The 23,296-nt window shown below is 73.9% G+C and carries 23 protein-coding genes and 2 pseudogenes; 8 read left to right on the top strand and 17 right to left on the bottom strand.

Translation table 11 applies throughout. From position 1 onward, the window contains the following. Nucleotide 1: 1 nt before the first annotated feature. Both GHR20_RS32150 and GHR20_RS32145 read left to right on the top strand, forming a co-directional pair. Nucleotides 2-959 (top strand): annotated as a pseudogene (locus GHR20_RS32150) (acetylxylan esterase). A gap of 95 nt (nucleotides 960-1,054) precedes the next feature. Then, on the top strand, nucleotides 1,055-2,254 hold the full coding sequence (locus GHR20_RS32145; RefSeq protein WP_153815164.1) for a serine hydrolase domain-containing protein: 1,200 nt from the start codon (nucleotides 1,055-1,057) through the stop codon (nucleotides 2,252-2,254). Between the two features lie 14 nt (nucleotides 2,255-2,268). Here the strand turns inward: GHR20_RS32145 and GHR20_RS32140 are convergent, their stop codons facing one another. Beyond that, nucleotides 2,269-3,012 carry a class I SAM-dependent methyltransferase gene (locus GHR20_RS32140; protein WP_153815163.1) on the bottom strand — a complete coding sequence of 248 codons (744 nt, stop codon included), beginning with the start codon at nucleotides 3,010-3,012 and terminating at the stop codon, nucleotides 2,269-2,271. Between the two features lie 74 nt (nucleotides 3,013-3,086). Between GHR20_RS32140 and GHR20_RS32135 the strand changes: the two genes are divergently transcribed. The 3 genes from GHR20_RS32135 (at nucleotide 3,087) to GHR20_RS32125 (ending at nucleotide 6,351) form a co-directional block, all read left to right on the top strand. Beyond that, nucleotides 3,087-3,482: a nuclear transport factor 2 family protein gene (locus GHR20_RS32135; protein ID WP_153815162.1), complete on the top strand. Its 396-nt coding sequence runs from the start codon at nucleotides 3,087-3,089 to the stop codon at nucleotides 3,480-3,482. 397 nt (nucleotides 3,483-3,879) lie between these two features. Further along, nucleotides 3,880-5,028 carry a transcription termination factor Rho gene (gene rho / locus GHR20_RS32130; RefSeq protein WP_243878189.1) on the top strand — a complete coding sequence of 383 codons (1,149 nt, stop codon included), beginning with the start codon at nucleotides 3,880-3,882 and terminating at the stop codon, nucleotides 5,026-5,028. Between the two features lie 102 nt (nucleotides 5,029-5,130). Continuing rightward, nucleotides 5,131-6,351 carry a serine hydrolase gene (locus GHR20_RS32125; RefSeq protein WP_241670827.1) on the top strand — a complete coding sequence of 407 codons (1,221 nt, stop codon included), beginning with the start codon at nucleotides 5,131-5,133 and terminating at the stop codon, nucleotides 6,349-6,351. A 224-nt stretch (nucleotides 6,352-6,575) separates the two neighbouring features. On the opposite strand, the pseudogene GHR20_RS37825 reads toward GHR20_RS32125, so the two are convergent. From GHR20_RS37825 to crcB (GHR20_RS32075), 10 genes and pseudogenes are all read right to left on the bottom strand, one after another. After that, nucleotides 6,576-7,451: pseudogene (locus tag GHR20_RS37825) on the bottom strand (glycosyltransferase family 87 protein); the annotation flags it as partial. Further along, the gene (gene mptB / locus GHR20_RS32115) at nucleotides 7,448-8,851 is read right to left on the bottom strand and encodes a polyprenol phosphomannose-dependent alpha 1,6 mannosyltransferase MptB (protein ID WP_153816219.1); all 1,404 of its coding nucleotides are present in this window, start codon (nucleotides 8,849-8,851) and stop codon (nucleotides 7,448-7,450) included. The pseudogene GHR20_RS37825 and the gene mptB, both read right to left, overlap by 4 nt. A gap of 234 nt (nucleotides 8,852-9,085) precedes the next feature. After that, on the bottom strand, nucleotides 9,086-10,024 hold the full coding sequence (locus GHR20_RS32110) for a glutaminase (RefSeq protein ID WP_111583547.1): 939 nt from the start codon (nucleotides 10,022-10,024) through the stop codon (nucleotides 9,086-9,088). A 63-nt stretch (nucleotides 10,025-10,087) separates the two neighbouring features. Next, entirely contained in the window at nucleotides 10,088-11,497 is a 1,410-nt protein-coding gene (aspA, locus tag GHR20_RS32105) for an aspartate ammonia-lyase (RefSeq protein WP_111583548.1), read from the bottom strand. A gap of 73 nt (nucleotides 11,498-11,570) precedes the next feature. Then, nucleotides 11,571-12,569 carry an asparaginase gene (locus GHR20_RS32100; protein WP_153815160.1) on the bottom strand — a complete coding sequence of 333 codons (999 nt, stop codon included), beginning with the start codon at nucleotides 12,567-12,569 and terminating at the stop codon, nucleotides 11,571-11,573. Nucleotides 12,570-12,806: 237 nt separating this feature from the next. Further along, a complete protein-coding gene (locus GHR20_RS32095) occupies nucleotides 12,807-13,484 on the bottom strand; it encodes a FadR/GntR family transcriptional regulator (RefSeq protein ID WP_148026311.1) in 678 nt (225 codons plus the stop codon). A gap of 195 nt (nucleotides 13,485-13,679) precedes the next feature. Further along, nucleotides 13,680-14,516 carry an undecaprenyl-diphosphate phosphatase gene (locus GHR20_RS32090; RefSeq protein ID WP_153815159.1) on the bottom strand — a complete coding sequence of 279 codons (837 nt, stop codon included), beginning with the start codon at nucleotides 14,514-14,516 and terminating at the stop codon, nucleotides 13,680-13,682. Nucleotides 14,517-14,597: 81 nt separating this feature from the next. Continuing rightward, complete coding sequence (gene crcB / locus GHR20_RS32085) at nucleotides 14,598-14,966, bottom strand: fluoride efflux transporter CrcB (protein WP_153815158.1); 369 nt, start codon at nucleotides 14,964-14,966, stop codon at nucleotides 14,598-14,600. Next, nucleotides 14,963-15,349, bottom strand: a complete 387-nt coding sequence (locus tag GHR20_RS32080; protein WP_148026002.1) for a DUF190 domain-containing protein — start codon at nucleotides 15,347-15,349, stop codon at nucleotides 14,963-14,965. The genes crcB (GHR20_RS32085) and GHR20_RS32080 overlap by 4 nt, the downstream gene beginning before the upstream one ends. Continuing rightward, nucleotides 15,346-15,810 (bottom strand): fluoride efflux transporter CrcB, encoded by a 465-nt coding sequence (gene crcB, locus GHR20_RS32075; protein WP_153815157.1) that lies wholly within the window; start codon nucleotides 15,808-15,810, stop codon nucleotides 15,346-15,348. The genes GHR20_RS32080 and crcB (GHR20_RS32075) overlap by 4 nt, the downstream gene beginning before the upstream one ends. Nucleotides 15,811-16,098: 288 nt before the next feature. Between crcB (GHR20_RS32075) and GHR20_RS32070 the strand changes: the two genes are divergently transcribed. Together GHR20_RS32070 and GHR20_RS32065 are read left to right on the top strand one after the other, a co-directional pair. Beyond that, entirely contained in the window at nucleotides 16,099-16,455 is a 357-nt protein-coding gene (locus tag GHR20_RS32070) for a VOC family protein (RefSeq protein WP_153815156.1), read from the top strand. A 43-nt stretch (nucleotides 16,456-16,498) separates the two neighbouring features. After that, the gene (locus GHR20_RS32065) at nucleotides 16,499-16,897 is read left to right on the top strand and encodes a MarR family transcriptional regulator (protein WP_111583555.1); all 399 of its coding nucleotides are present in this window, start codon (nucleotides 16,499-16,501) and stop codon (nucleotides 16,895-16,897) included. A gap of 106 nt (nucleotides 16,898-17,003) precedes the next feature. On the opposite strand, the gene GHR20_RS32060 is transcribed toward GHR20_RS32065, so the two are convergent. From GHR20_RS32060 to GHR20_RS36970, 4 genes are all read right to left on the bottom strand, one after another. After that, nucleotides 17,004-18,101: a hypothetical protein gene (locus GHR20_RS32060; protein ID WP_153815155.1), complete on the bottom strand. Its 1,098-nt coding sequence runs from the start codon at nucleotides 18,099-18,101 to the stop codon at nucleotides 17,004-17,006. 129 nt (nucleotides 18,102-18,230) lie between these two features. Next, the gene (locus GHR20_RS32055) at nucleotides 18,231-18,629 is read right to left on the bottom strand and encodes an SseB family protein (protein WP_111583557.1); all 399 of its coding nucleotides are present in this window, start codon (nucleotides 18,627-18,629) and stop codon (nucleotides 18,231-18,233) included. 181 nt (nucleotides 18,630-18,810) lie between these two features. After that, nucleotides 18,811-20,325, bottom strand: a complete 1,515-nt coding sequence (locus GHR20_RS32050; RefSeq protein ID WP_153815154.1) for a cytosine permease — start codon at nucleotides 20,323-20,325, stop codon at nucleotides 18,811-18,813. Between the two features lie 93 nt (nucleotides 20,326-20,418). Further along, entirely contained in the window at nucleotides 20,419-20,568 is a 150-nt protein-coding gene (locus tag GHR20_RS36970; protein ID WP_187279234.1) for a hypothetical protein, read from the bottom strand. Between the two features lie 249 nt (nucleotides 20,569-20,817). Here GHR20_RS36970 and GHR20_RS32045 point away from each other — a divergent pair, with 249 nt between their 5' ends. After that, nucleotides 20,818-21,918, top strand: coding sequence for an NAD(+)/NADH kinase (locus tag GHR20_RS32045; protein WP_111583559.1), 1,101 nt, complete (start codon nucleotides 20,818-20,820; stop codon nucleotides 21,916-21,918). 132 nt (nucleotides 21,919-22,050) lie between these two features. On the opposite strand, the gene GHR20_RS32040 is transcribed toward GHR20_RS32045, so the two are convergent. Both GHR20_RS32040 and GHR20_RS32035 read right to left on the bottom strand, forming a co-directional pair. Beyond that, nucleotides 22,051-22,527 (bottom strand): hypothetical protein, encoded by a 477-nt coding sequence (locus GHR20_RS32040; protein WP_237520664.1) that lies wholly within the window; start codon nucleotides 22,525-22,527, stop codon nucleotides 22,051-22,053. 49 nt (nucleotides 22,528-22,576) lie between these two features. Beyond that, nucleotides 22,577-23,092: an SHOCT domain-containing protein gene (locus tag GHR20_RS32035; protein ID WP_111583560.1), complete on the bottom strand. Its 516-nt coding sequence runs from the start codon at nucleotides 23,090-23,092 to the stop codon at nucleotides 22,577-22,579. Nucleotides 23,093-23,296: the final 204 nt, after the last annotated feature.

Raw genomic sequence — 23,296 nt, 5'->3', positions numbered from 1 at the left:
GATGGCCCTGTTCGACCTGCCCCTGTCCCAGCTCCGCGCCCACCGGAGCGAGTCCGCCGAACCCGAGGACTTCGACGCCTTCTGGGACGCCACCCTCGGCGAGGCGCGCGCACACGACCTCGCCGTCCGCTTCGAGCCGGTGGAGACCGGTCTGGCCACGGTCGAGGTGTACGACGTGACCTTCGCCGGGTTCGGCGGGCACCCGGTCAAGGGCTGGCTGCGGCTGCCGGCCGGCGCCACCGGACCCCTTGCAGTTCATCGGGTACGGCGGCGGGCGCGGGCTGGCGCACGAGGACCTGCTGTGGGCGTCGACGGGCCGGGCGCACTTCGTGATGGACACCCGGGGGCAGGGCAGCGCCTGGGGCGGCGGGGGCGGCACCGCGGACCCGGTGGGTTCCGGACCCGCCCACCCCGGCTTCCTCACCCGGGGCATCGACGCGCCCGAGAACCACTACTACCGGCGGGTGTTCACGGACGCGGTACGCGCGGTCGAGGCGGCCCGCGCCCATCCGCTGACCGACGCGGCGCGCACGGTGGCGCTCGGCCACAGCCAGGGCGGCGGCATCACCCTCGCGGTCGGCGCGCTGGTCCCCGATCTGGTCGCGGTGGCGCCGGACGTGCCGTTCCTGTGCGACTTCCCGCGCGCGATCACCCTCACCGACCGCCACCCCTACCGCGAGGTCGGCCTGTTCCTGAAGACCCACCGGGGCCGGACGGCGCAGGCGCTGCGCACCCTCTCCTACTTCGACGGCGTGCACTTCGCGGCCCGTGGCCGGGCGCCGGCCCTGTTCTCGACCGCCCTGGAGGACGAGACCTGTCCGCCGTCGACCGTGTTCGCGACGTTCAACTCCTGGGCGCACCCGGACAAGACGATCGAGGTGTACGAGTTCAACGACCACGAGGGCGGCGGCCCCTTCCACGACGCGGTGAAGCTGCGCTGGCTGCGCGCGTACGCGTAGATCACCTCTTCCTCGATGCCCGACCGGTCGGTATGTTCGGGGTGCCGGGTCCGGGGCGCACCAGGGCCGGGCGTTCCCGCGACCACGGAGGGCCCATGTCAGCCACGCACGACGCCCAGCAGACCCCGCCGGCCCCGGTGGCGGCCGGGGTCCACGGGTTCTGCGATCCCCGGTTCGCGGCCGTGCGCGCGGCGTTCGAGGAGAACTTCCGCGCCCGGCGCGAACTCGGCGCGGCGGTGGCGGTCACCCTGGGCGGGGAAACCGTGGTGGACCTGTGGGGCGGCTGGGCGGACGCGGCCCGCACCCGGGCCTGGGAGCGGGACACCCTGGTGAACGTGTGGTCGACCACCAAGGGCCCGGTGGCGCTGTGCGCGCATCTGCTGGCCGACCGGGGACTGCTCGACCTGGACGCGCCGGTGGCCCGGTACTGGCCCGAGTTCGCGGCGGCCGGCAAGGAGAAGGTGCTGGTACGGCATCTGCTGTCGCACCGCGCCGGGCTGTGCGGGCTGCGTGAGCCGCACAGCCTCCGGGACCTGTACGACTGGGAGCTGACCACCACGCGGCTCGCGGCCACCGAGCCCTGGTGGGAGCCGGGCACCCGGTCCGGGTACCACGCGGTCACGTACGGCTTCCTGGTCGGCGAGGTCGTCCGGCAGATCACCGGCCTGAAGCCGGGGGCCTTCCTGGAGCGCGAGGTGACCGGGCCGCTCGGCATCGACTTCAGCGTGGGCCTGCCGGCCGAGAGGTACGGGCGGGCGGCCGAGCTGACGACCGCCCCGGCCGCTCCGGACGACGAACACCCTTCCCCCTTCCGCCACTTGAACCGGCTCACGCTCGCGGCGATGGCCAACCCGGCGATCAGCCCGGCCCACGCGAACACGCCCGCGTGGCGGGCGGCGGAGGTACCGGCGGCCAACGGGCACGGCACCGCGCGGGCGGTCGCGGCGCTGTACGGCGTCCTCGCCGGGCGCGGTTCCTTCGGCGGGCGGCGGATCCTCACGCCCGGGGCGGCGGAGCGGGTGCGCGAGGGGCAGGGCCGTTGTGTCGACCTGGTCCTCGGGGCGGGCCTCGGCGGCGAGAGCGAGGCCGGGCTCGGCGTGTGGCTCAGCGGTCCGCAGGGCGCATACGGGCCCAATCGGCGGGCGTTCGGCCATGACGGGTTCGGCGGTTCCTGCGGGCTCGCCGATCCGGAGGCGGGGGTGTCGCTGGGCTATGTCATGAACCGGATGGGCCCGCGCATCATGGACGACCCCCGGAAGATGGCCCTGGTCGACGCCCTGTACGGCGCCCTGTGATCAGCGGACCGGCCTCAACTCCCCTGACCCGCGGTCGCCTTGGTGGCCACCACCAGGCGGACGCGAGGACTGCCGTCGGCGCGCCGCCCGAACTCGGGCAGGGCGCGCAGCTCGGTCGTGAACCCGGCGCGCCGCGACTCCGCGAGCACCGTGCCCAGCCGGAACGTGCGGTAGTACATGACGAACGGCGGCCGCCACAGCACGTTGCGCACCCGCATCACCGCGTCGAAGCCGAGCAGCGTCCAGAACAGGGGGTCGGTCGCGGGGGCCGGTGCCGGCAGCGGGAAGGCGAAGCGGCCGCCGGGCCGCAGCACCGAGTGGACCTGGGCGAACAGGCCCGGCAGCTCGCGGGGCAGGAAATGGCCGAACGCCCCGAAGCCGGCGACCAGATCGAAGGCGGCGGTGAACGGCAGCGCCCGCGCGTCGCCGCGCACCCAGCCGATCGCGGGCCCGTCCCCGGGACGGATCTCGCGCCGGGCGACGTCCAGCATCCCGGCGCTGAAGTCGACGCCGACGACGCTGCGGCGGCACAGCCCGGCCAGCACCCGGACGCCGGCGCCGGTCCCGCAGCACAGGTCGAGCCCGTCGTCGAACGGCCCCAGCGGGGCGAGCGCCCGGGCCACGGCGTCGAGCACCCGGCCGGAGGTGCGAAAGGGCGTGCGGTCGAACTTCGGCGCGAGCAGGTCGTATCCGTGCTCGACGGAGGACAGCGCCTGGACGGCGAGTTCGCGCAGCGAGGGGCCTTCGGGTCCGAACATGTCCGTCAGCCCGTCAACTCTCGTACCCAGTGATCAGTTTCATCCGCACCGACCCAACCTACAGGGGTGATCCGATGCACGCGTTCCGTTCGGCAGTCGAGGCCGGGGACATGGAAGCCGTGGAGGCGCTGCTGGCCGAGGACGTCGTCTTCACCAGTCCCGTCGTCTTCAAACCGTATACCGGCAAGGCCATCACCGCCGCGATCCTGCGCGCGGTCTCCGAGGTCTTCGAGGACTTCCGCTACGTCCGCGAATTCGGCGCCCCGAACTCCCCGGACCACGCGCTGGTGTTCACCGCCCGGGTGGGCGGGCGCGAGCTGACCGGCTGCGACTTCCTGCACGTCGACGAGGAGGGGCAGATCGACGACCTCATGGTCATGGTCCGCCCGTTGTCGGGCGCGCACGCGCTCGCCGAGGCGATGGGGGCACGGTTCGAACAGATCGCCGAGGAGGCGCAGGCGCGTTCCTGACAGCAGGCGCGTTCCCGACGCCCGGCAAGGGCGGGGGGCGGTCCACACGGGGCCGCCCCCCGCCCTTCTCGCGGGCCCGCGGACTGGCCCCCGGGAATACCCCCGCACACCGATCTGTTGACGCCACCGAACGCACCGGTATAGTGCGAACAGCGCATGTGCGTGCCCCTCGTACCGGCACCGATGTCGCCGTCTTCTCTCCAGCCCCTCGGCCGAGCCGTTCGCACGGCCCCGGGCTTCTTCTCCGCACCACCTCGTGACCAGGGCTTTCGCCGTCATGTCCGGGGTGTGGTTCCCGCCGCCCGGAGGCAGGTCGTATCCGCCTCCCGCTCGCGGCCGTTCCCCCCTTCCCCCGCGCTTCTCTCGACATCCTCGTCCGCGAAAGGACACCCCCTCCATGACCACCACACTCGAACACCCTCCGGTCGGGCTCCAGACCCCGGCCGCCCGGCTCGTCACCGGCGTACTCGACATCGACGCGCACGGGAAGGGGCACCTGCGGGCCGCCGGGCTCCTCCCCACCCCCGCCGACCCGCAGGTACCGGCCGCGCTGATCCGCAGGTACGGGCTGCGCAAGGGCGACCTCGTCGAGGGCGCCCGGGGCGCGCAGCGCGCGCTGACCGAGATCGCCCGGGTCGAGGGCCGCGCGCCCGGCGGCCTCGCCGGGCGCCGGCACTTCCGCGACCTCACCCCGCTGCACCCGCGCCGCCGGCTGCGCCTGGAACACCCGGACGCCGGACTGGCCGGCCGCATCGCCGATCTGTTCACGCCGGTCGGCAAGGGCCAGCGCGGCCTCCTCGTGGCCCCGCCGAAGAGCGGCAAGACCATGCTGCTGCGGCAGCTGGCCGCGGCCGTCGCCGGGAACCACCCCGAGTGCCGGCTGATGGTGCTGCTGCTGGACGAGCGCCCCGAGGAGGTCACCGAGATGCGCCGCACCGTGCGCGGCGAGGTGTACGCCTCCACCTTCGACCGCACGGCCAAGGAGCACATCGCCCTCGCCGAACTCGTCGTCGAACGGGCCAAGCGGCTGGTCGAGGCGGGCGAGGACGTCGTCGTGCTGCTGGACTCGCTGACCCGGCTGTGCCGGGCGCACAACAACGCCTCCGGCGCGGGCGGCCGTACCCTCAGCGGCGGTGTCGACGCCGGTGCGCTGATCGGCCCGAAGCGGTTCTTCGGCGCCGCCCGGGAGGCCGAGGAGGGCGGCTCGCTCACCATCCTGGCCACCGCCCTGGTGGACACGGGCTCCCGGGCCGACGGCTACTTCTTCGAGGAGCTGAAGAGCACGGGCAACATGGAGCTGCGCCTCGACCGGGAACTGGCCGGGCGGCGCGTCTTCCCCGCCGTGGACCTCGAAGGCTCCGGCACCCGCCGCGAGGAACTGCTGCTCACCCCGGCCGAGTTGGGCGCCGCACACGGGCTGCGCCGCGCCCTGCGCTCGCGCGAGGGCGCCCCGGCGGGCCTGGAGACCCTGCTGGAGCGGATGCGGCGCACCCCCGGGAACGCGGCCTTTCTGCGGCAGGTCCTGCCGACGCTGCCCGCGAGCTGACCGGTACGGCAACCGGGTTGCTCCGCTGGCATCCGGGTTGCTCCGTTGGGCCGGACGGCGCGGCCGACGCGCGCCCATCACTCCCATTCGTACGTTGATCATATGAGCACCAGATTCAGATACCGGGCGGTCGTACCCGCCTGTTCCCTGTGTGTGGCGGGCCTGCTGGCGTTCACCCCGGCCCTGGCCGGCGCCGCGCCGGCCGCCGCGCGGCACCACAGCGGCGCGCTGCCCCGCGACGGCGAGCCCGCGCCGCCCGCGCCCCGGGCGGCCACCCCGGCCCCGGCCCTGCTCTACCGCTCCGGCGTGCAGGTACGCCCGCGCCGGAGCGCCCCCGGACTGCCGGACGTCTCCGCGCTGTCCTGGCTGGTCGCCGACGCGGGCAGCGGACAGGTGCTGGCCGCGAACGAGGCCCACCGGCCGCTGCCGCCCGCCAGCACCCTGAAGACCCTGTTCGCCCTCACCGTGCTGCCGAAACTGCCCGGCACGATGCAGCACACCGTGCGCTACCAGGAGTTGGCCGACGTCGCCGAGGGCAGCAGCCTGGTCGGGGTCGAGGAGGGCCACAGCTACCGGGTGGCGGACCTGTGGCGGGGGGTCTTCCTCAGCTCCGGCAACGACGCGGTGCACGTGCTCGCCTCCCTCAACGGCGGCTGGGGGACCACCGCCCAGCGGATGCAGACCAACGCCCGCGCCCTGGGCGCCCTGGACACCCATGTGCTGTCCCCGGACGGCTACGACACCCCCGGCCAGGTGTCCTCCGCCTACGACCTCGCCGTCTTCGGCCGCGAGGGCCTGCGCAACCCCGACTTCGCCGCGTACTGCTCCACCGCGCAGGCGGAGTTCCCCGGCGACGGGGCGCCGTACGCCATCGAGAACACCAACCGGCTGCTCACCGGCGCCGACGGCGTGGCGCCCTACCCGGGTCTGATCGGCGTCAAGAACGGCTACACCACCAACGCGGGCAACACCCTCGTGGCCGCCGCCCGGCGGGGCGGGCGCACCTTGGAGGTGACCGTGATGAACCCTCAGGCGGGCGACGGGTTCGAGGTGTACGAGGAGGCGCGCCAGCTGCTCGACTGGGGCTTCGCGGCGGACGGTCAGGTGGATCCGGTGGGCTCGCTGGACGGGCTGCGGCCCAAGCCCCGCCCGGCCGCGTCGGCCGCGCCGGTGGCGGCGGCCACGTCCGGGGCGCCGGACGACGACGACTGGTCGGGCACCGCCGTCGGAGCGGGACTCGCCGGTCTCGGCGCCGCCGGGATCGCGCTGGCGCTGCGGGCCAGGGGCAGGAACCGGGGCAAGGACACGGCCGCGCGCGGCTGACCGATCGGCAGACCGAGCAGCAGGCCCAGGGTGATCCAGGTGTAGAGGTTGCTGCCGAGGAAGCCGTCGAGACCCGAGGCGTCGTCGCACCACAGCCAGACCACGCTGGTGCACAGCACCGCGTACAGCGCGCCCGCGCCGCGCCGGTGCCCGGCGCGCAGCAGGACCGCGAAGGAGGGCAGCAGCCACACCAGGTGGTGCACCCAGGTGATCGGGCTGACCAGGCAGGCGGCCGCCCCGGTGAGGGCGAAGGCCGCGGTCCAGTCGCCGGCCAGCGCCGCCCGGCGGCTCCGCCACGCCCAGACGCCCAGCGTGCCCAGCGCCGCGAGCACCCACAGCGGGCGGCCACTCTCGCCGAGCCGGGCCAGCACCCCCTGCAACGACTGGTTGGAGACGTAGTCCAGGCGGCCCACCCGGCCGGTGTCCCACAGCGCCCGGGTCCAGTAGAACCGGGAGGCGGCCGGGTCCACCACGGCGGCGAGCGCGGTCACGGCGGCGGCGACGGCGCTCGCCCGCGCGGCGGCCCGGCGGCGCCCGGCGAGCAGCAGCAGCCCGATGAACAGGGCCGGCGTCAGCTTGATCGCCGCGGCGAGCCCGGTCCCGGCGCCCGCCCACCGGTCCCGGCCGCTCGTCAGCAGCCGGGCGTCGGTGAGCACGAGGGCCAGGAGTACGACATTGACCTGCCCGAAGCTGAAGGTGTCCCGCAGGGGCTCGAACAGCGCGAGCGCGCACAGGGCCAGCGACCAGCGGTACCAGCCGTGCCGCCGCCGGCGGTCGCCGGCCAGGACGCGCAGGACGACGCCGAGCGCGGCCGCGTTCACCACCAGGGAGGCGGCGATCGCGGTGTGCCGGCCGAGCAGGGCCAGCGGCAGCATGAGGACCGCGGCGAACGGCGGATACGTGAAGCCGTACCCCGTGCCCGGCACCCGGTAGTCGTAGATCAGGCCGCCGTGGTGCACCCAGGTGTGCACGGTGCCGTAGTAGACGCGCAGGTCGAAGAAGCCGCGCAGCAGCGGCACGGTCGCGGTGAACGCGGTCACGGCGGCGGCGAGGGCGAGGACCAGCGCCAGCCGGCCCCGCTCGGTGCGCGGGCCCCTCATGCGGCGCGCCCCGGGGCCGGGGCCGCGACGGGCGGCCGGGCCGCCTGGTGGGCCTGCCACAGGACGACCACCCCGAGCAGCCCCCCGCAGACGGCGAGCACCAGCCGGCCCGCGTCGGCGGGGCCGCCGCTCGGCAGCACGGCGAGCGCGAGCACCCCGGCGAGGGCGGCGACCCGGTGCCGTACCGAGGTGCTGGGCGCGGCGGCGGCGATCAGGAACAGGCCCCACAGCACGTACCAGGGGCGGATGGCCGGGCCGAACACGGCGACGGCGAGCAGGCTCAGGCCGAGCGCGTACACCGGTGTGAGCCGCAGCCGCAGCCATATGACGCCGATCGTGACGGCGGTGGCGAGGAGGCCGAGCAGCTGCCAGCCGGGGACGGCCAGCGGGGCGAGGCCACTGCCGAGGCGGTCGAGCAGGGCGCCGGTGGCCCGGCCGAGCAGGCCGGTCAGCGCCCAGTTCCGCGGGGAGAGGGGGGTGCCGAGGGCGCCGATCCAGCCGTAGCCGGTGCCGGCCGTCACGGTGGCGGCGACCGTGGTCGCGGCACAGACGGCCGCGGTGGTCAGGGCGGCGGGCAGGGGACGGCGCCCGGCGCGGGCCTGCAACGCCACCACGGCTAGCAGGCCCAGCGCGGCGGGCGCCTTGACCAGCGCGGCGAGGGTGACCAGTACGGCGCCCGGCACGGGCCCGCGCCGGGCGGCGACCAGGCCGAGCCCGAGCAGTCCGAGCATCAGCGCGTCGTTGTGGGCGCCCGCGACCAGGTGCAGCGGCACCAGCGGGTTGAGGGCGCCGAGCCAGAGCGCGGCGGCCGGGTCGGCGCCGCTGTGCCGGGCGAGCCGGGGCAGCGCGGACGCCATCAGGGCCACCCCGAGCAGCGCGAGCAGCCGCATGCCGATCAGGCCCGCGGGCAGTCCGCCCCGGGTGAGGCCGGACAGCGCGGCGGCGAGGCCGAGGAACGCGGGGCCGTACGGCGCCCCGGTGTGCTGCCACAGGGGGGCCACCTGGTCGGCGAGCGGACCGCCGAGGGCCGCGGGGCCCTGGGTGTAGACGTCCATGTGTGCGTCGGCCATGGCGCCCTGCGCGAGATAGCTGTAGACGTCCCGGCTGAACAGCGGCGGGGCGAGCACCAACGGGGCGGCCCAGACGGCCAGTACGAGCAGCAGGGCGCGCGGCGCGGGCGGCCGAGGCCCGCGCACCAGGCGGCCGAGCAGCACCCAGGCGGCGATCAGCAGCACGACACCGAAGTACGCCGCGACCAGCCCGGTGGCCTCCCGGGCCGAGGCGGGCGCCGGCAGGTCCGCCACGGGCAGGGCGCCGGCGCTCTCCCCGCCGAGTGCGAGGAAGGCGGTACCGGCCAGCCCGAGCAGCCGGCAGCGCCGCAGATCGAAGGGGAACGCCATGGCCGACACCGGCTCAGCGTGGCAACGCCGGATGTCGGCGAGGCGACGCGGGCCCGTCGGGCCGGGGGCCGAGGTGTGGCCGGGGCGTGGTGGGGCGGGGGTGACGGGAGGCGGACGGGTGCCCGGGGGTGTCCGGGCCGGTGCCCGGGGGGCTGGGCCGGCGCCCGGGGGTGTCTGGGCCGGTGCCCGGGGGGGCTGCGGGCCCGTCCTCGGGAGGTTTGCGGGGCGGTGCGCTCAGAAGACGGACAGGCCGGTCAGCGTGGTGAAGCGGTCCAGGGCCGCCACACCGGCCACGGAGTTGCCGCGTTCGTCCAGGCCGGGGCTCCAGACGCACAGGGTGCAGCGGCCCGGTACGACGGCGATGATGCCGCCGCCGACGCCGCTCTTGCCGGGCAGCCCGACCCGGTAGGCGAAGTCGCCCGCGGCGTCGTACGTGCCGCAGGTCAGCATCACCGCGTTGACCTGCTTGGCCTGGCTGCGGCTGAGCAGCCGGCCGCCGTCGGCGCGGATGCCGTGCCGGGCGAGGAAGCCGGTGGCGAGGGCGAGGTCGGCGCAGGAGGCGGCGATGGAGCACTGGCGGAAGTACTGGTCGAGCAGGACCGGCACCTCGTTGTCGATGTTGCCGTAGGACGCCATGAAGTGGGCGAGCGCGGCGTTGCGGTCGCCGTAGGTGGTCTCGGAGGCGGCGACCTCGTGGTCGAAGTCCAGCGCGGGGTTTCCGCTCTCGGCGCGCAGGAAGCCGAGCAGTTCGCCGGCCGCGTCCCCGGTACGGGTCTGGAGGCGGTCGGTGACGACGAGCGCGCCCGCGTTGATGAACGGGTTGCGCGGGATGCCGTTCTCGTACTCCAGCTGGACCAGGGAGTTGAACGGGTTGCCGGAGGGCTCGCGGCCGACGTGCTCCCACAGCTCGTCGCCCTCGCGGGCCAGGTCCAGGGCGAGGGTGAACACCTTGGTGATGGACTGCGCGGAGAACGGCTGCTGCCACTCCCCCACCCCGTACACCGTGCCGTCCAGCTCGGCGACGGCCATGCCGAAGGTGCGGGGGTCGCACGCGGCCAGCGCCGGGATGTAGTCGGCGGCGCGGCCGCGGCCGGGTGTGTGTTCCAGCTCCTCGGCTATGCGCTCCAGGACCGGCAGGAAGGTGGAGGACGACGTCGTTGTCATGATCACCATTGTGCCTCCGTACCGTCCCCACAGCCCACTCGCCCCCACCCCGGAACCTCTCGTCACCGCAGGTCAGGCGGCCGGTGCCCCGCTGCCCGCGACGATCTCGGGACGCAGCAGCGCGGCCAGCGTCCCGGCGGGCAGCAGGCCCTTCTCCAGGACCAGTTCGGCGACCCCGCGCCCGCTGGCGAGGGCCTCCTTGGCGATCTCGGTGGCCGCCGTGTAGCCGATGTGCGGATTGAGCGCGGTGACCAGTCCGATGGAGTTCTCCACGCTCGCGCGCAGCCGCTCGGTGTTGGCGGTGATGCCGTCGACACAGCGCTCGGCCAGCGTCAGGCAGGCCCGCTCCAGGTGGGTGACCGACTCCGACAGGGAGTGCAGGATGATCGGCTCGAAGGCGTTGAGCTGGAGCTGTCCGGCCTCGGCGGCCATGGTGATGGCGACGTCGTTGCCGATGACCTCGAAGGCGACCTGGTTGACCACCTCGGGGATGACCGGGTTGACCTTGCCCGGCATGATCGACGAACCGGCCTGCACCGGCGGCAGGTTGATCTCCCCGAGCCCGGCGCGCGGACCGGAGGACAGCAGCCGCAGGTCGTTGCAGCTCTTGGAGAGCTTGACCGCGATCCGCTTGAGCACCCCGGACATCTGCACGAAGGCCCCGCAGTCCTGGGTGGCCTCGACCAGGTTGGCGGCGGTGACCAGCGGCAGCCCGGTGATCGCGGACAGATGCCGGCGGGCGGCCTCGGCGTACCCGGACGGAGCGTTGATCCCGGTACCGATCGCCGTGGCGCCCAGGTTGATCTCATGGATCAGCTCGACGGCCTCGGCGAGCCGGCTGCGGTCCTCCTCGATCATCACGGCGAACGCGGAGAACTCCTGGCCGAGCGTCATCGGTACCGCGTCCTGCAACTGGGTGCGGCCCATCTTGAGCACGTCGCGGAACTGGACGGACTTGCCCGCGAAGGAGTCCTGGAGCACCGCCATCGCCTTGAGCAGTCCACGGACCGCGAAGACCGTCGCTATCTTGACGGCGGTCGGGTAGACGTCGTTGGTCGACTGGCTCAGGTTGACGTCCTCGTTGGGGTGCACGTACGTGTACTCGCCCTTGGCGCGGCCGAGGAGTTCCAGCGCCCGGTTCGCGACGACCTCGTTGGCGTTCATGTTGGTCGAGGTGCCGGCCCCGCCCTGGATGACGTCCACGACGAACTGCTCGTGCAGCGCGCCGCGCCGGATCTCCTGGCACGCGGTGACGATCGCGCGGGCCTTTGGCGGTGCCAGCAGGCCGAGTTCCTCGTTGGCGAGCGCGGCGGCCTCCTTCACGGCGGCCAGGGCGTCGATCAGGTGCGGGTACGCCGAGATCGGCATGCCGGTGATGGGGAAGTTCTCGGTCGCCCGCAGGGTGTGGATGCCCCAGTAGGCGTCGGCGGGCACGTCCCGATCGCCGAGGAGGTCGTGTTCGCGCCGGGTGGTGGTCATCAGGGGTGATCCGCTTTCTGGGCTTCGGTAGGGGAAACGTCGGCGAGGGGTGATCCCGGGCGGGAGAGGGGTGGTCTCAGGCGGGGCCGGGCTCGCCCACCACGTGGACGGCGCCCACCGGGACCCCGCCGCCGAGCAGCGCCTGCCCCGCGAAGCCGGTCAGCAGCGCCGGGTCCACCCCGGCCCGCTCCAGTGCCCGTGCCGCGACCGGTATCCGCGCGCGGTCCGCGCCGTCCGCTATCTTCACGGCCACCGCCCGCCCGTCCGGCAGCGCGGCGACCTGGACGCCCTCGAAGCCGTCCTTGGCGAGCAGCCCCGGCACGGCCCGCATCAGCGCGGCGACGTCGCGGCTCGTGCCGGACGCCATCTCGGCGTGCTCCCGCATGGCGTCGGCGACCTTGGCCTCCGGGGTGCCGGGCGCCGCCGAGGTGATCCGGGACAGCGCGCGGGCGAGCCCGCGCAGGGAGATGGCGAACAGGGGCGCGCCGCAGCCGTCCACGGTGGTGTGCGCGACGCGCTGCCCGGTGAGGTCCTCGACGGTCTCCCGGATCGCCTGCTGCAAGGGGTGCGCGGGGTCCAGGTAGTCCGGCAGGGACCAGCCGTTGAGGCGCGCGGTCCACAGCATCGCCGCGTGCTTGCCGGAGCAGTTCTGGGCGAGCCGGGAGGGCGTCCGCCCGGCACGCACCCAGGTGTCGCGGACGTCGGGGCCGAAGGGCATGTCCGGGACGTTGCGCAGATCGTCCTCGGCGAGTCCGGCCAGTTCGAGGATGCGGCGGGTCCCGGCGAGGTGGCGCTCCTCGCCGGAGTGGCTCGCGGCGGCCAGGGACAGCAGTTCGCCGTCCAGCGGCAGCCCGGCCCGCACCATGGCGACGGCCTGGAGGGGTTTGACGGCCGAACGCGGGTAGAAGGCGGCCTCGATGTCACCGGTCTGGTGGCCGACGGTGCCGTCGGCGCGCAGGACGACGACGGAGCCGTAGTGGATGCCCTCGACCACGCCGCCGCGGACGAGGTGGGCGACGGGGGCGTGGCCGGGCGCGCGGACGACGGGCGCGGCGGCGGGGAAGCTGATGTCCATGTCTACCTGCATCGAGAGGTCGGGGCGGCCGGTCCGCGGGTCACGCGGCGGCGCGCCGGTCGGGGGCGCGGGGTGCGGAGCGCACGGGGGCGGGCGCGGGCGTCGTTGGGCCGCGCCCGGTGGTGCGGCGGCCGGCGGCGGAGGGGCACGGTGGTGCGTCCGGTGCCGGTGTCGGGGTCCGGGGGGGCTTGTCCGGGGAACGGGGGGGCTTGTCCGGGGGTCAGGGGTGGGTGGCGCTCATGCCTCGGGCGCGCCGTGCGCGGCCGTCTCCGGCCGCCGGGGGCGCACGATGTCGGTGAGGGTGCGTTCGACGCGGTCCAGGTGGTGGCTCATGGCCGCGAGGGCGTCGTGCTCGGAGCCGTCGGTGAGCGCCTCGACGATGGCGCGGTGCTCACGGTTGGACTGCTCGCGGCGGCCGCCGAGCTCGTTGAGGAAGGCCGACTGGCGCGCCAGGGCGTCGCGGATCTCCTCGATGACCCGGCGGAAGACCGGGTTCTGGGCGGCCTCGGCGACGGTGAGGTGGAAGAGGGTGTCCATCGCGACCCAGGCGGTGGTGTCCGTCTCCCGCTCCATGCGGTCCAGCAGATGGGCCAGCCGGTCCAGGTGGTCGGGGGTGCGGCGCAGGGCGGCGTAGCCGGCGACCGGGATCTCGATGTGCCGGCGGACCTCCAGCAGGTCGCTGGCCGCGTAGTCGCCGAAGGTGGGGTCCTCCACGGCGTCGGCGACGACGAAGGTGCCCTTGCCGGTCCGGGAGACCGTGAGGCCCATCGCCTGGAGCGCGCGCAGTGCCTCGCGCAGCACGGGCCGGGAGACCTCCAGGGTGCGGCCCAGCTCGGCCTCGGAGGGCAGCTTGTCGCCGATGGCGTAGTCGCCGCGTTCGATGGCGGCGCGGAGGTGGCCGAGGACCGCTTCCATCGCGCTCACGCGCCGCGGGCCGATACCACCTGTCTGGCTGTCTGACAGGTTCACGGGCCGATCCTGCGCGCTGCCCGCCCGCTGTGTCAAGGCGACGGGTGCGAACCCGTCCGCCGGCGCTGGAGGAAACACGGACGGGGTGCGGTGCCCGCTCTTGGGCGCCGCACCCCGTCGGGTGGCCGGGAACTCCTGGGCTCAGGCGTTGAGCACACCGGTGCCGAGCAGGGCAAGCAGGCCCACGCCGATGATGATGCGGTAGATCACGAAGGCGTTGAAGGAGTGCTTGGCGACGAACTTCAGCAGCCAGGCGATCGAGGCGTACGCCACGATGAAGGAGACGATGGTGCCCACGGCCAGCGGGGCGGCGCCCACGCCCGCGCCCAGGGCGTCCTTCAGCTCGTAGATGCCGGCGCCGGTCAGCGCGGGGATGCCGAGGAAGAAGGAGAGGCGGGTCGCGGCGACGCGGTCCAGGTCCAGGACGAGCGCCGTGGACATGGTCGCGCCGGAGCGGGAGAAGCCGGGGAAGAGCAGGGCGAGGATCTGGGAGCAGCCGACCCACATCGCGTCCTTGAAGGACGTGTCGTCCTCACCGCGCTTGTGGCGGCCCATCTGGTCCGCGCACCACATCGCGCCGGAGCCGACGATCAGCGAACCGGCCACCACCCACAGCGAGGCCAGCGGCCCGTCGATCAGCGGCTTCGCGGCGAGGCCGACCAGGACGATCGGGATCGTCGCGGCGATCACCCACCAGGCGAACTTGTAGTCGTGGTGGTAGCGCTCCTCGCGGTTGAACAGACCGCGGAACCAGGCGGAAACGATCCGCTTGATGTCCTTGAAGAAGTACACGAGCACGGCGGCGATGGCGCCGACCTGGATGACGGCGGAGAACCCGACGACGGACTTGTCGTCGACCGGGATGTTCATGAGCCCCTCGGTGATCTTGAGGTGGCCGGTGGAGGACACGGGGAGGAACTCGGTCACCCCCTCGACGACTCCGAGGACGACGGCCTGACCGACAGAGATGGCGCTCATGGGATCCAGTTCTGAGGAGAGTAGGTCGACAGTGTTGTGGACAGTACTTGCCGCGCCCGGCGGGGTGCCGGGCGCCCGGGTCTACACGGCACCGGCGAGCCAGTACCCGGCGAAGGCCGCGGCCGGCCCGGCCGCCACACCGGCGACGACGTTCACCGAAGCGTAGAGGCCCGAGCCGGCCTCGGTCAGCCGCAGGGTCTCGTAGGAGAAGGTCGAGTACGTGGTCAGCGCCCCGCACAGACCGGTGCCGAGCAGGAGTTGCAGACGGGGTCCCGCGGCCCCGGTGGCGACGGCGCCGGTGACCAGGCCGAGGATCAGGCTGCCCACGACGTTCACCACGAAGGTGCCCCAGGGGAAGACCGAGTCGTGCCGGGACTGCACGGCGCGGTCGGTGAGGTAGCGCGCGGGCGCGCCGACCACGGCTCCGGCCACGACGAGCAGCCAGTTCACAACGGTTCCTCACCTTCCGCCCGGCCCGTCGCCGGGTCCGGACCCGGCGCCCGGCCGACGTACCGTACGACCTCGCACTCGTCCAGCGTGACCAGGCCCTCGCGGACCAGTTCGTCCAGCTGGGGCAGGAAGTCCCGGACGCGCTCCTCGGTGTCCACGACGACCACCGCGACCGGCAGGTCCTCGCTGAGCGAGAGCAGGCGGGAGGTGTGGATGCGGGAGGAGGCGCCGTAGCCCTCGATGCCCCGGAAGACGCTGGCGCCCGCGAGCCCGGCGGCGTGCGCGCGGTGCACGATCTCGCTGTAGAGGGGCTTGTGGTGCCAGGTGTCGTCCTCGCCGATGTACACGGTCAGCCGCAGCGCGCGGCCGGTGAGCGAGGTCATGCCTGTTCCCTCCTGGTCAGCACCCGGCGGACGGTGGCCGAGGCGAGCCATACCGCCGCGAGGGCCGCGCAGGGCGTCGCCACCAGATAGACGAGGCCGATCCCGGGGCGGCCGCCCTCGACGAGACGGCGGATGTCGACGGTGTAGGTGGAGAAGGTGGTGAACCCGCCGAGGACACCGGTGCCGAAGAAGGGGCGGACGAGGCGGTGGGCGGCCCACACCTCGGTGATGAACACCATGAAGACGCCCATCACGGCGCAGCCGGTCAGATTGGTCCAGAAGGTCGCCCAGGGGAAGCCGTCGGGCGCGGTGGGCCAGGCGAGGCTGAGCCCGTAGCGGGCGCAGGCGCCGAGGGCGCCGCCGGCCGCGACCACCGCGACGACGGGGCCCTGGGCGCGCCATCGGGTCCGTCGGCGCGGTGCGCGGCGGGCGCGAAGGGTGCCGGCTTCGGGGGTTGTCATCGTTCGTGCGTCTCCTGCTCGGCCGACCCCCGGTGGGTGATCACGGCCGGGCACCACATTACCGCCGGATCGGCGGCACCCCGGCCATGCCGTGGGCCGTCCGCCGCACCGTTCACCCGCCCTTCCCCGGCAGGCCGCCTCGCGGTCACCGCGGCCGGCCGGGGCCGGGGCGAACCGGTCAGGATTCGAGAAGCCCAGGAGCCCTCCCCCGGCCTAGCGTGGGAGCACCGCAGGGGAGCCCGCCGGGCCTCGTACCCCTGCCCCTTCGCCTCACGAGGAGTGAGCCATATGACCGCCGGTGTGCAGACGATCATCTACCCCGTCAAGGACCCGGAGCGGGCCAAGGCCCTGTTCGGCGCGCTGCTGGGCGTCGAGCCGTACGCCGACGAGCCGTACTACATCGGGTTCAAGGCCGGGGGCCAGGACATCGGCCTCGACCCGAACGGGCACGCGCAGGGCCTGACCGGGCCGGTGCCGTTCTGGCACGTCACCGATCTGCGGGAGCGGCTGGCGGCGCTGGTGGCGGCGGGCGCGGAGATCGTCCAGGACGCCCGGGACGTCGGCAACGGCCGGCTCGTGGCCTCCGTGCGGGACGCCGACGGCAACATGGTGGGCCTGCTCCAGGACCCCGTCACCGAAAAGTAGTTGCACACTCAACGAGTGGCTGGATCGGTGCTACGGTGCCGGTATGGCAGTGACAACGGCCGACGCCCGGCTCGAGGAACGCTGGCGGGGCATCCTCGCGGTGCACGCGCGCACGATGTGCGAGATAGACCGTGCGCTGCACCCCTACGGGCTGGGCGCCAGCGACTTCGAGGTGCTGGACATCCTGGCCGCCGAGTCGCCCCGCGACGGCGACCACTGCCGGGTGCAGAACCTGGTCGGGCGGGTGCATCTGAGCCAGAGCGCCCTGTCCCGGCTGATCGGCCGGCTGGAGAAGGACGGCCTGGTGGAGCGCTCGGTGTGCGCCGAGGACCGCCGCGGCGTCTGGGTCGCCCTCACCGTCAAGGGCCGCGGCCTGCACACCGAGGTACTGCCGGTGCAACGGGCCGTCCTCGGGCGGATGCTGACCGAGCGGGAGGAGTAGGTCCCCCCGGCCGGATCTTGCCGGGCTCGATCCGAGCGGAGATCCCAGGGCCTCTCGTTTGGTTCAGGCCGGGCTCGCGGTGTCTGGCCTGATCCGCCGACAGACCCTAGACACCCGCCGGCGGGTCGTCCGGGCGCCGGTCCACCGGGCGGCGCGGCGGGATCGGGGAGGTCGGGAAGTCGCGGGGGCCGGTCCACAGGGACGGTACGGCGTCGCAGCGGCGGCACAGTTCATAGGCGACGGCCTCGTAGTTGACCCGCCAGCCCCGGAAGTGGGGCCATGCCTCCTCGGGGGTGCGCTCGGCGCGGAAGCCGGCCGAGTCCAGCATCGCCACGGCCGCGTCGAACTCGGCGTAGGTGAGCCGGATGGGCGCGCTCGGCGCGGGGTCGTCCTCGAAGGGGGCGCGCACCGCGCGCGCGATGTCGCGCAGCGCGCTGAACCCGGCCCGCAGCACCAGCCGGGCCTCCGGCGGCGCGGTCTTCGGGGCCAGCGCGAGCTGGAGCGCCGCCGCGTCCATCACGGCGACCAGGCCCACCAGCCAGCTGCGGTAGGGGCGCGGGGAGCGGAACGTCAGCAGCACCGGGTAGGTGGAGTGGCTCTCGCCCATGTCCGAGGCCAGCCGCTCCCAGGACCGGTACAGCTCCGGCAGCGCGGTCTCGGTGTCGACCAGCCACTGGCGGGCCAGGATCTCCGGGCCCCAGGAGGGTTCGCCCGCCCTGGCCTGGAGGAGGGTGACCTCGACCTCGCGGCGGTTGTAGGCGGCATACAGGGTGGGCAGGTAGGCGATCTGGAGCGCGATCAGGACCGGTCCGGTGGCCGCCGCGACGAAGTCGAGGACCGACAGCTTCCACCGGGCGCCGCTGGCGAAGCCGAGCGTGAAGAGGCTGGATCCGGCCTCCCGGAACGCGGTGGTCCAGGTCAGCGAGGACAGCGCGAACAGGAGCAGACCGAAGCCGAGCAGGGCGCCGACGAGCCAGCAGGCGAGCATGCCGATCAGCATGAGGGGCGCCAGCCAGGTCTGGGTGCGGTCGATCGCCTCGTAGTCACCGCGGGGTGTGGCCAGCCGCAGCAGTCTGCGCAGCAGCCACCACAGCCGGAAGACCAGCGCGGAGTAGAGGCCCCGCGGCACGACGAGGGTGCGCAGGATGCTGCTCAGCACGGCCAGGAGCAGCAGGGCGCCCGCCGTGCCGGCGATGTATTCCATGGGGGTATTTTGGCGCCCCTGGAGTGCGGTGATCCACTTCGGCGGCGGCCGCGGGCGGTTTCGTGGCCGGACGCGCCCGCGCGGCGGGCCGTGGACCGGCACCGCCCCGCGTCCGTCGGGCGCCCCGGCTCAGCGGGCGAGCAGGGTGCGTACCCCCTGGGACGTCAGCGTCAGCGCGTGCTCCGAGCTGCCGTCTATCGCCAGGGAGATCTCCTCGTCCGGCCACTGCGAGGCCAGCGCGCCCAGCGGGATGAGGCGGTAGCGGGAGACGAAGGGCAGGAGTTCGGCCATCTCGTTCTCCGTGGTGAAGACGGGGACGACCGGGTCTCCTCCGGGCTGTTCCAGGATGGGCAGGGCCACCGTCGTGGCGTCGGTGCCCTCGCCGTCGAGCGCGTCGTCCGGCACGGGGACGAGCACGTCGCTGTGGGCGAGGGTGTCCAGGGCCCTCTGGTCCTCGGCGTTGGCGACCAAGGCGTCCAGTGCCTGCTGGGCCGGCGTCGGAAGGGCGTCGTGTGCGGGTGTCTCCATGGCAGATCCCCAGGTAGCGGTGGTCGTACGGGCCACCCGGACGGACTGCCCGGGCGGGCTCCCGCCTCGCGTACCCGGTGCGGACCCGGGGCATGCGTGCGAACCGGAACGGGTGCGGGGCCGGGACCCGGACATGCGTGCGAACCGGGGCACGCGCGGGCCATGGCGTACGAGGTGGCGGTCAGGCCCTGAGGACCTCCTCGCCCGGCGCGGGGCTCGGGGCCAGGGCCTCCTGGGCGCGCACCCGGCTCCGGCTCAGCAGCAGGGTGCCGAGGAAGGAGAGGGCGAGGGCGACCACGACGCCCAGGTTGGCGTACGCCCACGCGCCGGTGCGGCCGCCGAGGCCGAGCGGTTCGAGGAGATAGCCCTGCCAGCCCAGCCAGTGCGCGGCGGTGTTGGTGACCAGACCCCAGCCGACGGCCGTGGCGGCGAGGGTGAGCAGCGGCGGCACCAGTGGGACGTCTCCGTAGCGGCCGTGCGGCCGGAACAGGTCCCCGTCGTCGTAGTTGCGGCGGCGCAGCGCGAGGTCGGCCAGCATGACCCCGGACCAGGCGGCGATGGGCACGCCGAGCGTGGTGAGGAAGCCCATGAACTGGCCGAGGAAGCCGCCGGCGAAGAACACGATGTAGATCGACCCGGCGATCATCAGGCAGCCGTCCCAGAGCGCGGCCAGATAGCGGGGCACGCGCAGTCCGGCGGAGAGCAGGGCGAGCCCGGAGGAGTAGATGTCGAGGACGGCGCCGCCGACCAGGCTGAGCACGGCGACCACGGCGAACGGCACCAGGAACCAGGTGGGCAGGATCGTGGTCAGGGCGCCGATCGGGTCGTCGGCGATGGACCGGCTCAGCTGCGGCGACGACCCGGCCAGCAGCACGCCGAAGACCAGCAGCAGCACGGGCGCGAGCGAGCCGCCGAAGGTGGTCCAGCCGATCACGCCCCGGCTGGAGGAGTCGCGGGGCAGATAGCGGGAGTAGTCGGCGGCGGCGTTGATCCAGCCGAGGCCGAAGCCCGCCATCATGAACACCAGCGCGCCGATCATCTGCTGCGCGGAGCCGCCCGGCACCGCCTTGACGGCGTCCCAGTCGACCTGGTGGGCGACGAGACCGACGTAGACGAGGGTCAGCACGCCGGTGACCACGGTGATGACGGTCTGGAGCCGCATGATCAGATCGAAGCCGATGACCCCGGCGACGACGGTCAGCGCGGCCACCACCATCAGGGCGACCACCTTGGTCTCGGTGCCGCCGCCCCAGCCGAGGCTGGTGAAGACGGTCGCGGTGGCCAGGGTGGCGAGCGAGATGAGAGCGGTCTCCCAGCCGACGGTGAGCATCCAGGAGACCACCGAGGGCAGCCGGTTGCCGCGCACCCCGTAGGCGGCGCGGCTGAGCACCATGGTGGGCGCCGAGCCGCGCTTGCCGGCGACCGAGACGAAGCCGCACAGCAGGAACGAGACGACGATGCCGATGGAGCCCGCGACGAGCGCCTGCCAGAAGGAGAGGCCGAAGCCGAACGCGAAGGCGCCGTAGCTGAGCCCGAGCACGGAGACGTTCGCCCCGAACCAGGGCCAGAACAGCATGCGCGGGGTGCCCCTGCGGTCCGCGTCCCCGATCACGTCGAGCCCGTGCGTCTCCAGCTGGATCGACCGGGCGGCGGCTCTGCTGTCGGTGATGCCGAGGGGGTCGTGCGGATGCGTCATCACGGCCTACCTGTCTGACGTGTCGAGATCACGCTAGGTCGGCACCGCGGGGGCCGCAACGCAAAGGCACGCGGGATCGGCGCGGGATCGGCGTCAGTCGCGGCCTTCCTGGACGTCCTGCTCGGGGTTCTCCTCGGCGGGGCCGTCCGCCTGGGAGGGAGTGGTGCGGGTCGGCTGCGCCGCCCCCACGTCCTCCGGCTCGCGCTCGCCCTCGGCCTGGGAAGGGGTGGTGTACTCGCTCATCGGGTCCTCCCGCCGTCCGTCGGTCCGTGCTCCCCGCCGTCCGTGAACTGTGCTCCGCGCCGTGGATCTGTGCTCCGCGCCGTCCGTGGATCTGCGGGCATGCCCCGGGTACCCGCGGCGCAAAGGTCTCATGAGGGGGACGGGTCGGGTACGCCGGGGTCCCCGGCGGCGTGGCGGACGCGGGCCCCGCCCCGTCCCCGGCGAGGATGGCGCTCGGCAGGTGCCGGCTCTCAGGCGGGTGGTGCGGGTATGACGGTGAACCGTGTCGGCCTGGTCGTGCACGGCGGGCGCGCCGAGGCGCGGGTGGCCGCGGGGGCGGTGCGCGACTGGTGCGCGGAACACGCGGTGGAGTGCACCGACATCGACGTGTGGCAGGAGGGCGCCCGGCACAGCGCCCGCGCGGAGGTCGACGCGGCGGGCGACCCGGACCTGATCGTCACGCTCGGCGGCGACGGCACCTTCCTGCGCGGCGCCCGGCTCGCGGCGGAGAACGACGCCCTGGTGCTCGGCGTCGACCTCGGGCGGGTCGGCTTCCTGACCGAGGTGCCGGCCCCCGCCGTGCGGGCGGCCCTGGACGCGGTGCGCGAGGAACGGATCACCGTGGAGAGCCGGATGCTGCTCACCATGCGGGCGTCCTGCCGGCTGGAGGTGCCCGCGCAGATGGAGGTGCTGACACGGTACGGCCGCGGGCCGATGCTGCCGCCGCCCCGGGTGCGCGTGGACTGCGCGGCGGGCGGCGACTGGGGAGTCGCGCTGAACGTCACCGCGCTCAACGACGTCGTCCTGGAGAAGCTGGCCCGGGACCGGCAGGTGTCCGTCGCGGTGTATCTGGCCGGCCGGCTGCTCGCCTGCTACTCGGCGGACGCGCTGCTGGTCGCCACGCCCACGGGGTCCACGGCGTACAGCTTCGCCGCCGGGGGCCCGGTGGTCTCGCCGCGCGCGGAGGCGCTGGTCTTCACGCCGGTGGCCCCGCACATGGTGTTCAACCGCTCGGTCGTGGCCGCGCCTGACGAGCCCGTCGCCCTGCGGGTGCTGGAACGCTCGGGCCAGGCCGCGGTCAGTATCGACGGGCAGCTGCGCGGGGTGCTGGGTCCCGGTGACTGGATCGGGGTGTACGCCGCGCCGCGCAGGCTGAAGGCGGTGCGGCTGGGTCCGATGGACTTCTACGGCCGGCTGCGCGAGCGCATGAACCTGACCGACGCGCCGGCCGCGCTCGCCGACGGCCGGGCCGCCCCGCTGTGGCCGGTGACCTCGCCGCGCCCCGCCGACCTCGCCCATCTGGCCCTGCCGGGCGCACCGGACGCCGCGGCCGGGTCCCCTCCTCCTGGCGGCACGCCCCCTCCGGCGTGATCCGGGCGGCGCCCGCGAGCCGGTCGCGTTCCTTCGCGAACCGGGGCGCGGGCGCCGCCCGGAGGGTCGCGCCGTCCCACCGCGGGCCGGGTCGTGCCACCGCGGCGCCGTCCGTCGGCGCGCGGTTCAGGTTCAGTCGAACAGGCCCTGGTTGCCTTCCTTGCGCACCACGCACAGCGCCCAGATCGTGAACGCGGCGAGGGCGATCATCACGATCGACCAGACCGGGTAGTACGGCAGGGACAGGAAGTTGGCGATGATGATCAGCGCGGCGATCACCACGCCGGCCGCCCGCGCCCAGGTCGACACCTTCATGAGCCCCAGGCCGACGATGACGGCCACGGCACCCAGGACGAGGTGCACCCAGCCCCAGCCGGTGAGGCTGAACTGGAAGACGTAGCTGCGGGTGGCGAGGAAGACGTCGTCCCGGGCGATCCCCATGATGCCGCGGAAGATGTCCAGGACGCCGGTGAGTAGCAGCATCACCGCGGCGAACGCGGTCAGCCCGGTGGCCCACAGATCCTTGGTGGTGTGCTCGCGCGTGGTGCCGGTACCGGCGCCAGGGCCGCTGCCGGGGCCGGTGTTGTGGTGTGCGTGGGGTGCGGTCATCGTGCCACCTCGATTCTCTCCGGTGTGCGGTAGGTCGGTGCGGGGCGGTTCAGCGCGGGGAGGTGGAGGAGACGGTTCCCGAGCGGCCGGACCCGGTGGATTCCGGCCCCGTGCCTGCGGAGGTGCCTCCGGACGCGCCCGCGGACGGTCCGTGGGCGGCGAACACCATGTCCTTCGCCTTGCGGAACTCGTCCTCGGTGATGTCGCCGCGGGCCTTCATCTCGGACAGCCGGGTCAGTTCGTCGGCGCTGGAGGTGCCGCCCCGGGCGGTGTCGCGGATGTAGCTGTCGAACGCGCGCTGCTGGGCGCGGGCCTGCTCGACCTCGCGGCGGCCCATGCCCTTGCCGCGGGCGATCAGATAGACGAAGACGCCGAGGAACGGCAGGACGACGACGCACACCAGCCAGGCGGCCTTGGCCACGCCGCCCAGGGAGTCGTCGCGGAAGATGTCCATGACCACCCGGAAGAGCAGCACGAACCACATGATCCACAGGAAGAACACCAGCATGGACCAGAAGACGCTCAGCGCCGGATAGTCGTACGCGAGGTAGGTCGGGACGCTCATGTCGGTTCCTCCGTCCCGGGTCCGCGCCCGGTAGTCGGTCGTCCGCCGCTCTCAGGCTGCGCTCCGGCGGGAGAAGGACGCTTCACCCTGCGCGGGTGAACGGCGGCCGGCGCTCCGGGGGCCCGGAGGGCTCCGGTGCGCCGTCGTCGCCGAGGTGCGGCCCCGCCGGGATCGTGCTCCGGTCCGGGGACGGGCCGCGGGGGC

It is taken from the genome of Streptomyces sp. SUK 48 (assembly GCF_009650765.1).
Lineage (GTDB): Bacteria > Actinomycetota > Actinomycetes > Streptomycetales > Streptomycetaceae > Streptomyces.
This window is presented reverse-complemented; position numbering and strand designations above follow the sequence as displayed.

Bases quoted from the DNA above. Each gene is read 5' to 3' on its own strand.
- GHR20_RS32095 (WP_148026311.1), bottom strand. From the start codon at position 13,484: ATGGAAGCGGTCCTCGGCCACCTCCGCGCCGCCATCGAACGCGGCGAC.
- GHR20_RS32125 (WP_241670827.1), top strand. From the start codon at position 5,131: ATGAGCACCAGATTCAGATACCGGGCGGTCGTACCCGCCTGTTCCCTG.
- GHR20_RS32065 (WP_111583555.1), top strand. From the start codon at position 16,499: ATGGCAGTGACAACGGCCGACGCCCGGCTCGAGGAACGCTGGCGGGGC.
- GHR20_RS32110 (WP_111583547.1), bottom strand. From the start codon at position 10,024: ATGGTGATCATGACAACGACGTCGTCCTCCACCTTCCTGCCGGTCCTG.
- GHR20_RS32055 (WP_111583557.1), bottom strand. From the start codon at position 18,629: ATGGAGACACCCGCACACGACGCCCTTCCGACGCCGGCCCAGCAGGCA.
- GHR20_RS32145 (WP_153815164.1), top strand. From the start codon at position 1,055: ATGTCAGCCACGCACGACGCCCAGCAGACCCCGCCGGCCCCGGTGGCG.
- GHR20_RS36970 (WP_187279234.1), bottom strand. From the start codon at position 20,568: ATGAGCGAGTACACCACCCCTTCCCAGGCCGAGGGCGAGCGCGAGCCG.
- rho (WP_243878189.1), top strand. From the start codon at position 3,880: ATGACCACCACACTCGAACACCCTCCGGTCGGGCTCCAGACCCCGGCC.
- GHR20_RS32035 (WP_111583560.1), bottom strand. From the start codon at position 23,092: ATGAGCGTCCCGACCTACCTCGCGTACGACTATCCGGCGCTGAGCGTC.
- crcB (WP_153815157.1), bottom strand. From the start codon at position 15,810: ATGACAACCCCCGAAGCCGGCACCCTTCGCGCCCGCCGCGCACCGCGC.
- GHR20_RS32060 (WP_153815155.1), bottom strand. From the start codon at position 18,101: ATGGAATACATCGCCGGCACGGCGGGCGCCCTGCTGCTCCTGGCCGTG.
- GHR20_RS32140 (WP_153815163.1), bottom strand. From the start codon at position 3,012: ATGTTCGGACCCGAAGGCCCCTCGCTGCGCGAACTCGCCGTCCAGGCG.
- GHR20_RS32135 (WP_153815162.1), top strand. From the start codon at position 3,087: ATGCACGCGTTCCGTTCGGCAGTCGAGGCCGGGGACATGGAAGCCGTG.
- GHR20_RS32050 (WP_153815154.1), bottom strand. From the start codon at position 20,325: ATGACGCATCCGCACGACCCCCTCGGCATCACCGACAGCAGAGCCGCC.
- GHR20_RS32100 (WP_153815160.1), bottom strand. From the start codon at position 12,569: ATGGACATCAGCTTCCCCGCCGCCGCGCCCGTCGTCCGCGCGCCCGGC.
- GHR20_RS32090 (WP_153815159.1), bottom strand. From the start codon at position 14,516: ATGAGCGCCATCTCTGTCGGTCAGGCCGTCGTCCTCGGAGTCGTCGAG.
- GHR20_RS32045 (WP_111583559.1), top strand. From the start codon at position 20,818: ATGACGGTGAACCGTGTCGGCCTGGTCGTGCACGGCGGGCGCGCCGAG.
- mptB (WP_153816219.1), bottom strand. From the start codon at position 8,851: ATGGCGTTCCCCTTCGATCTGCGGCGCTGCCGGCTGCTCGGGCTGGCC.
- GHR20_RS32080 (WP_148026002.1), bottom strand. From the start codon at position 15,349: ATGACCTCGCTCACCGGCCGCGCGCTGCGGCTGACCGTGTACATCGGC.
- GHR20_RS32040 (WP_237520664.1), bottom strand. From the start codon at position 22,527: ATGACCGCACCCCACGCACACCACAACACCGGCCCCGGCAGCGGCCCT.
- GHR20_RS32070 (WP_153815156.1), top strand. From the start codon at position 16,099: ATGACCGCCGGTGTGCAGACGATCATCTACCCCGTCAAGGACCCGGAG.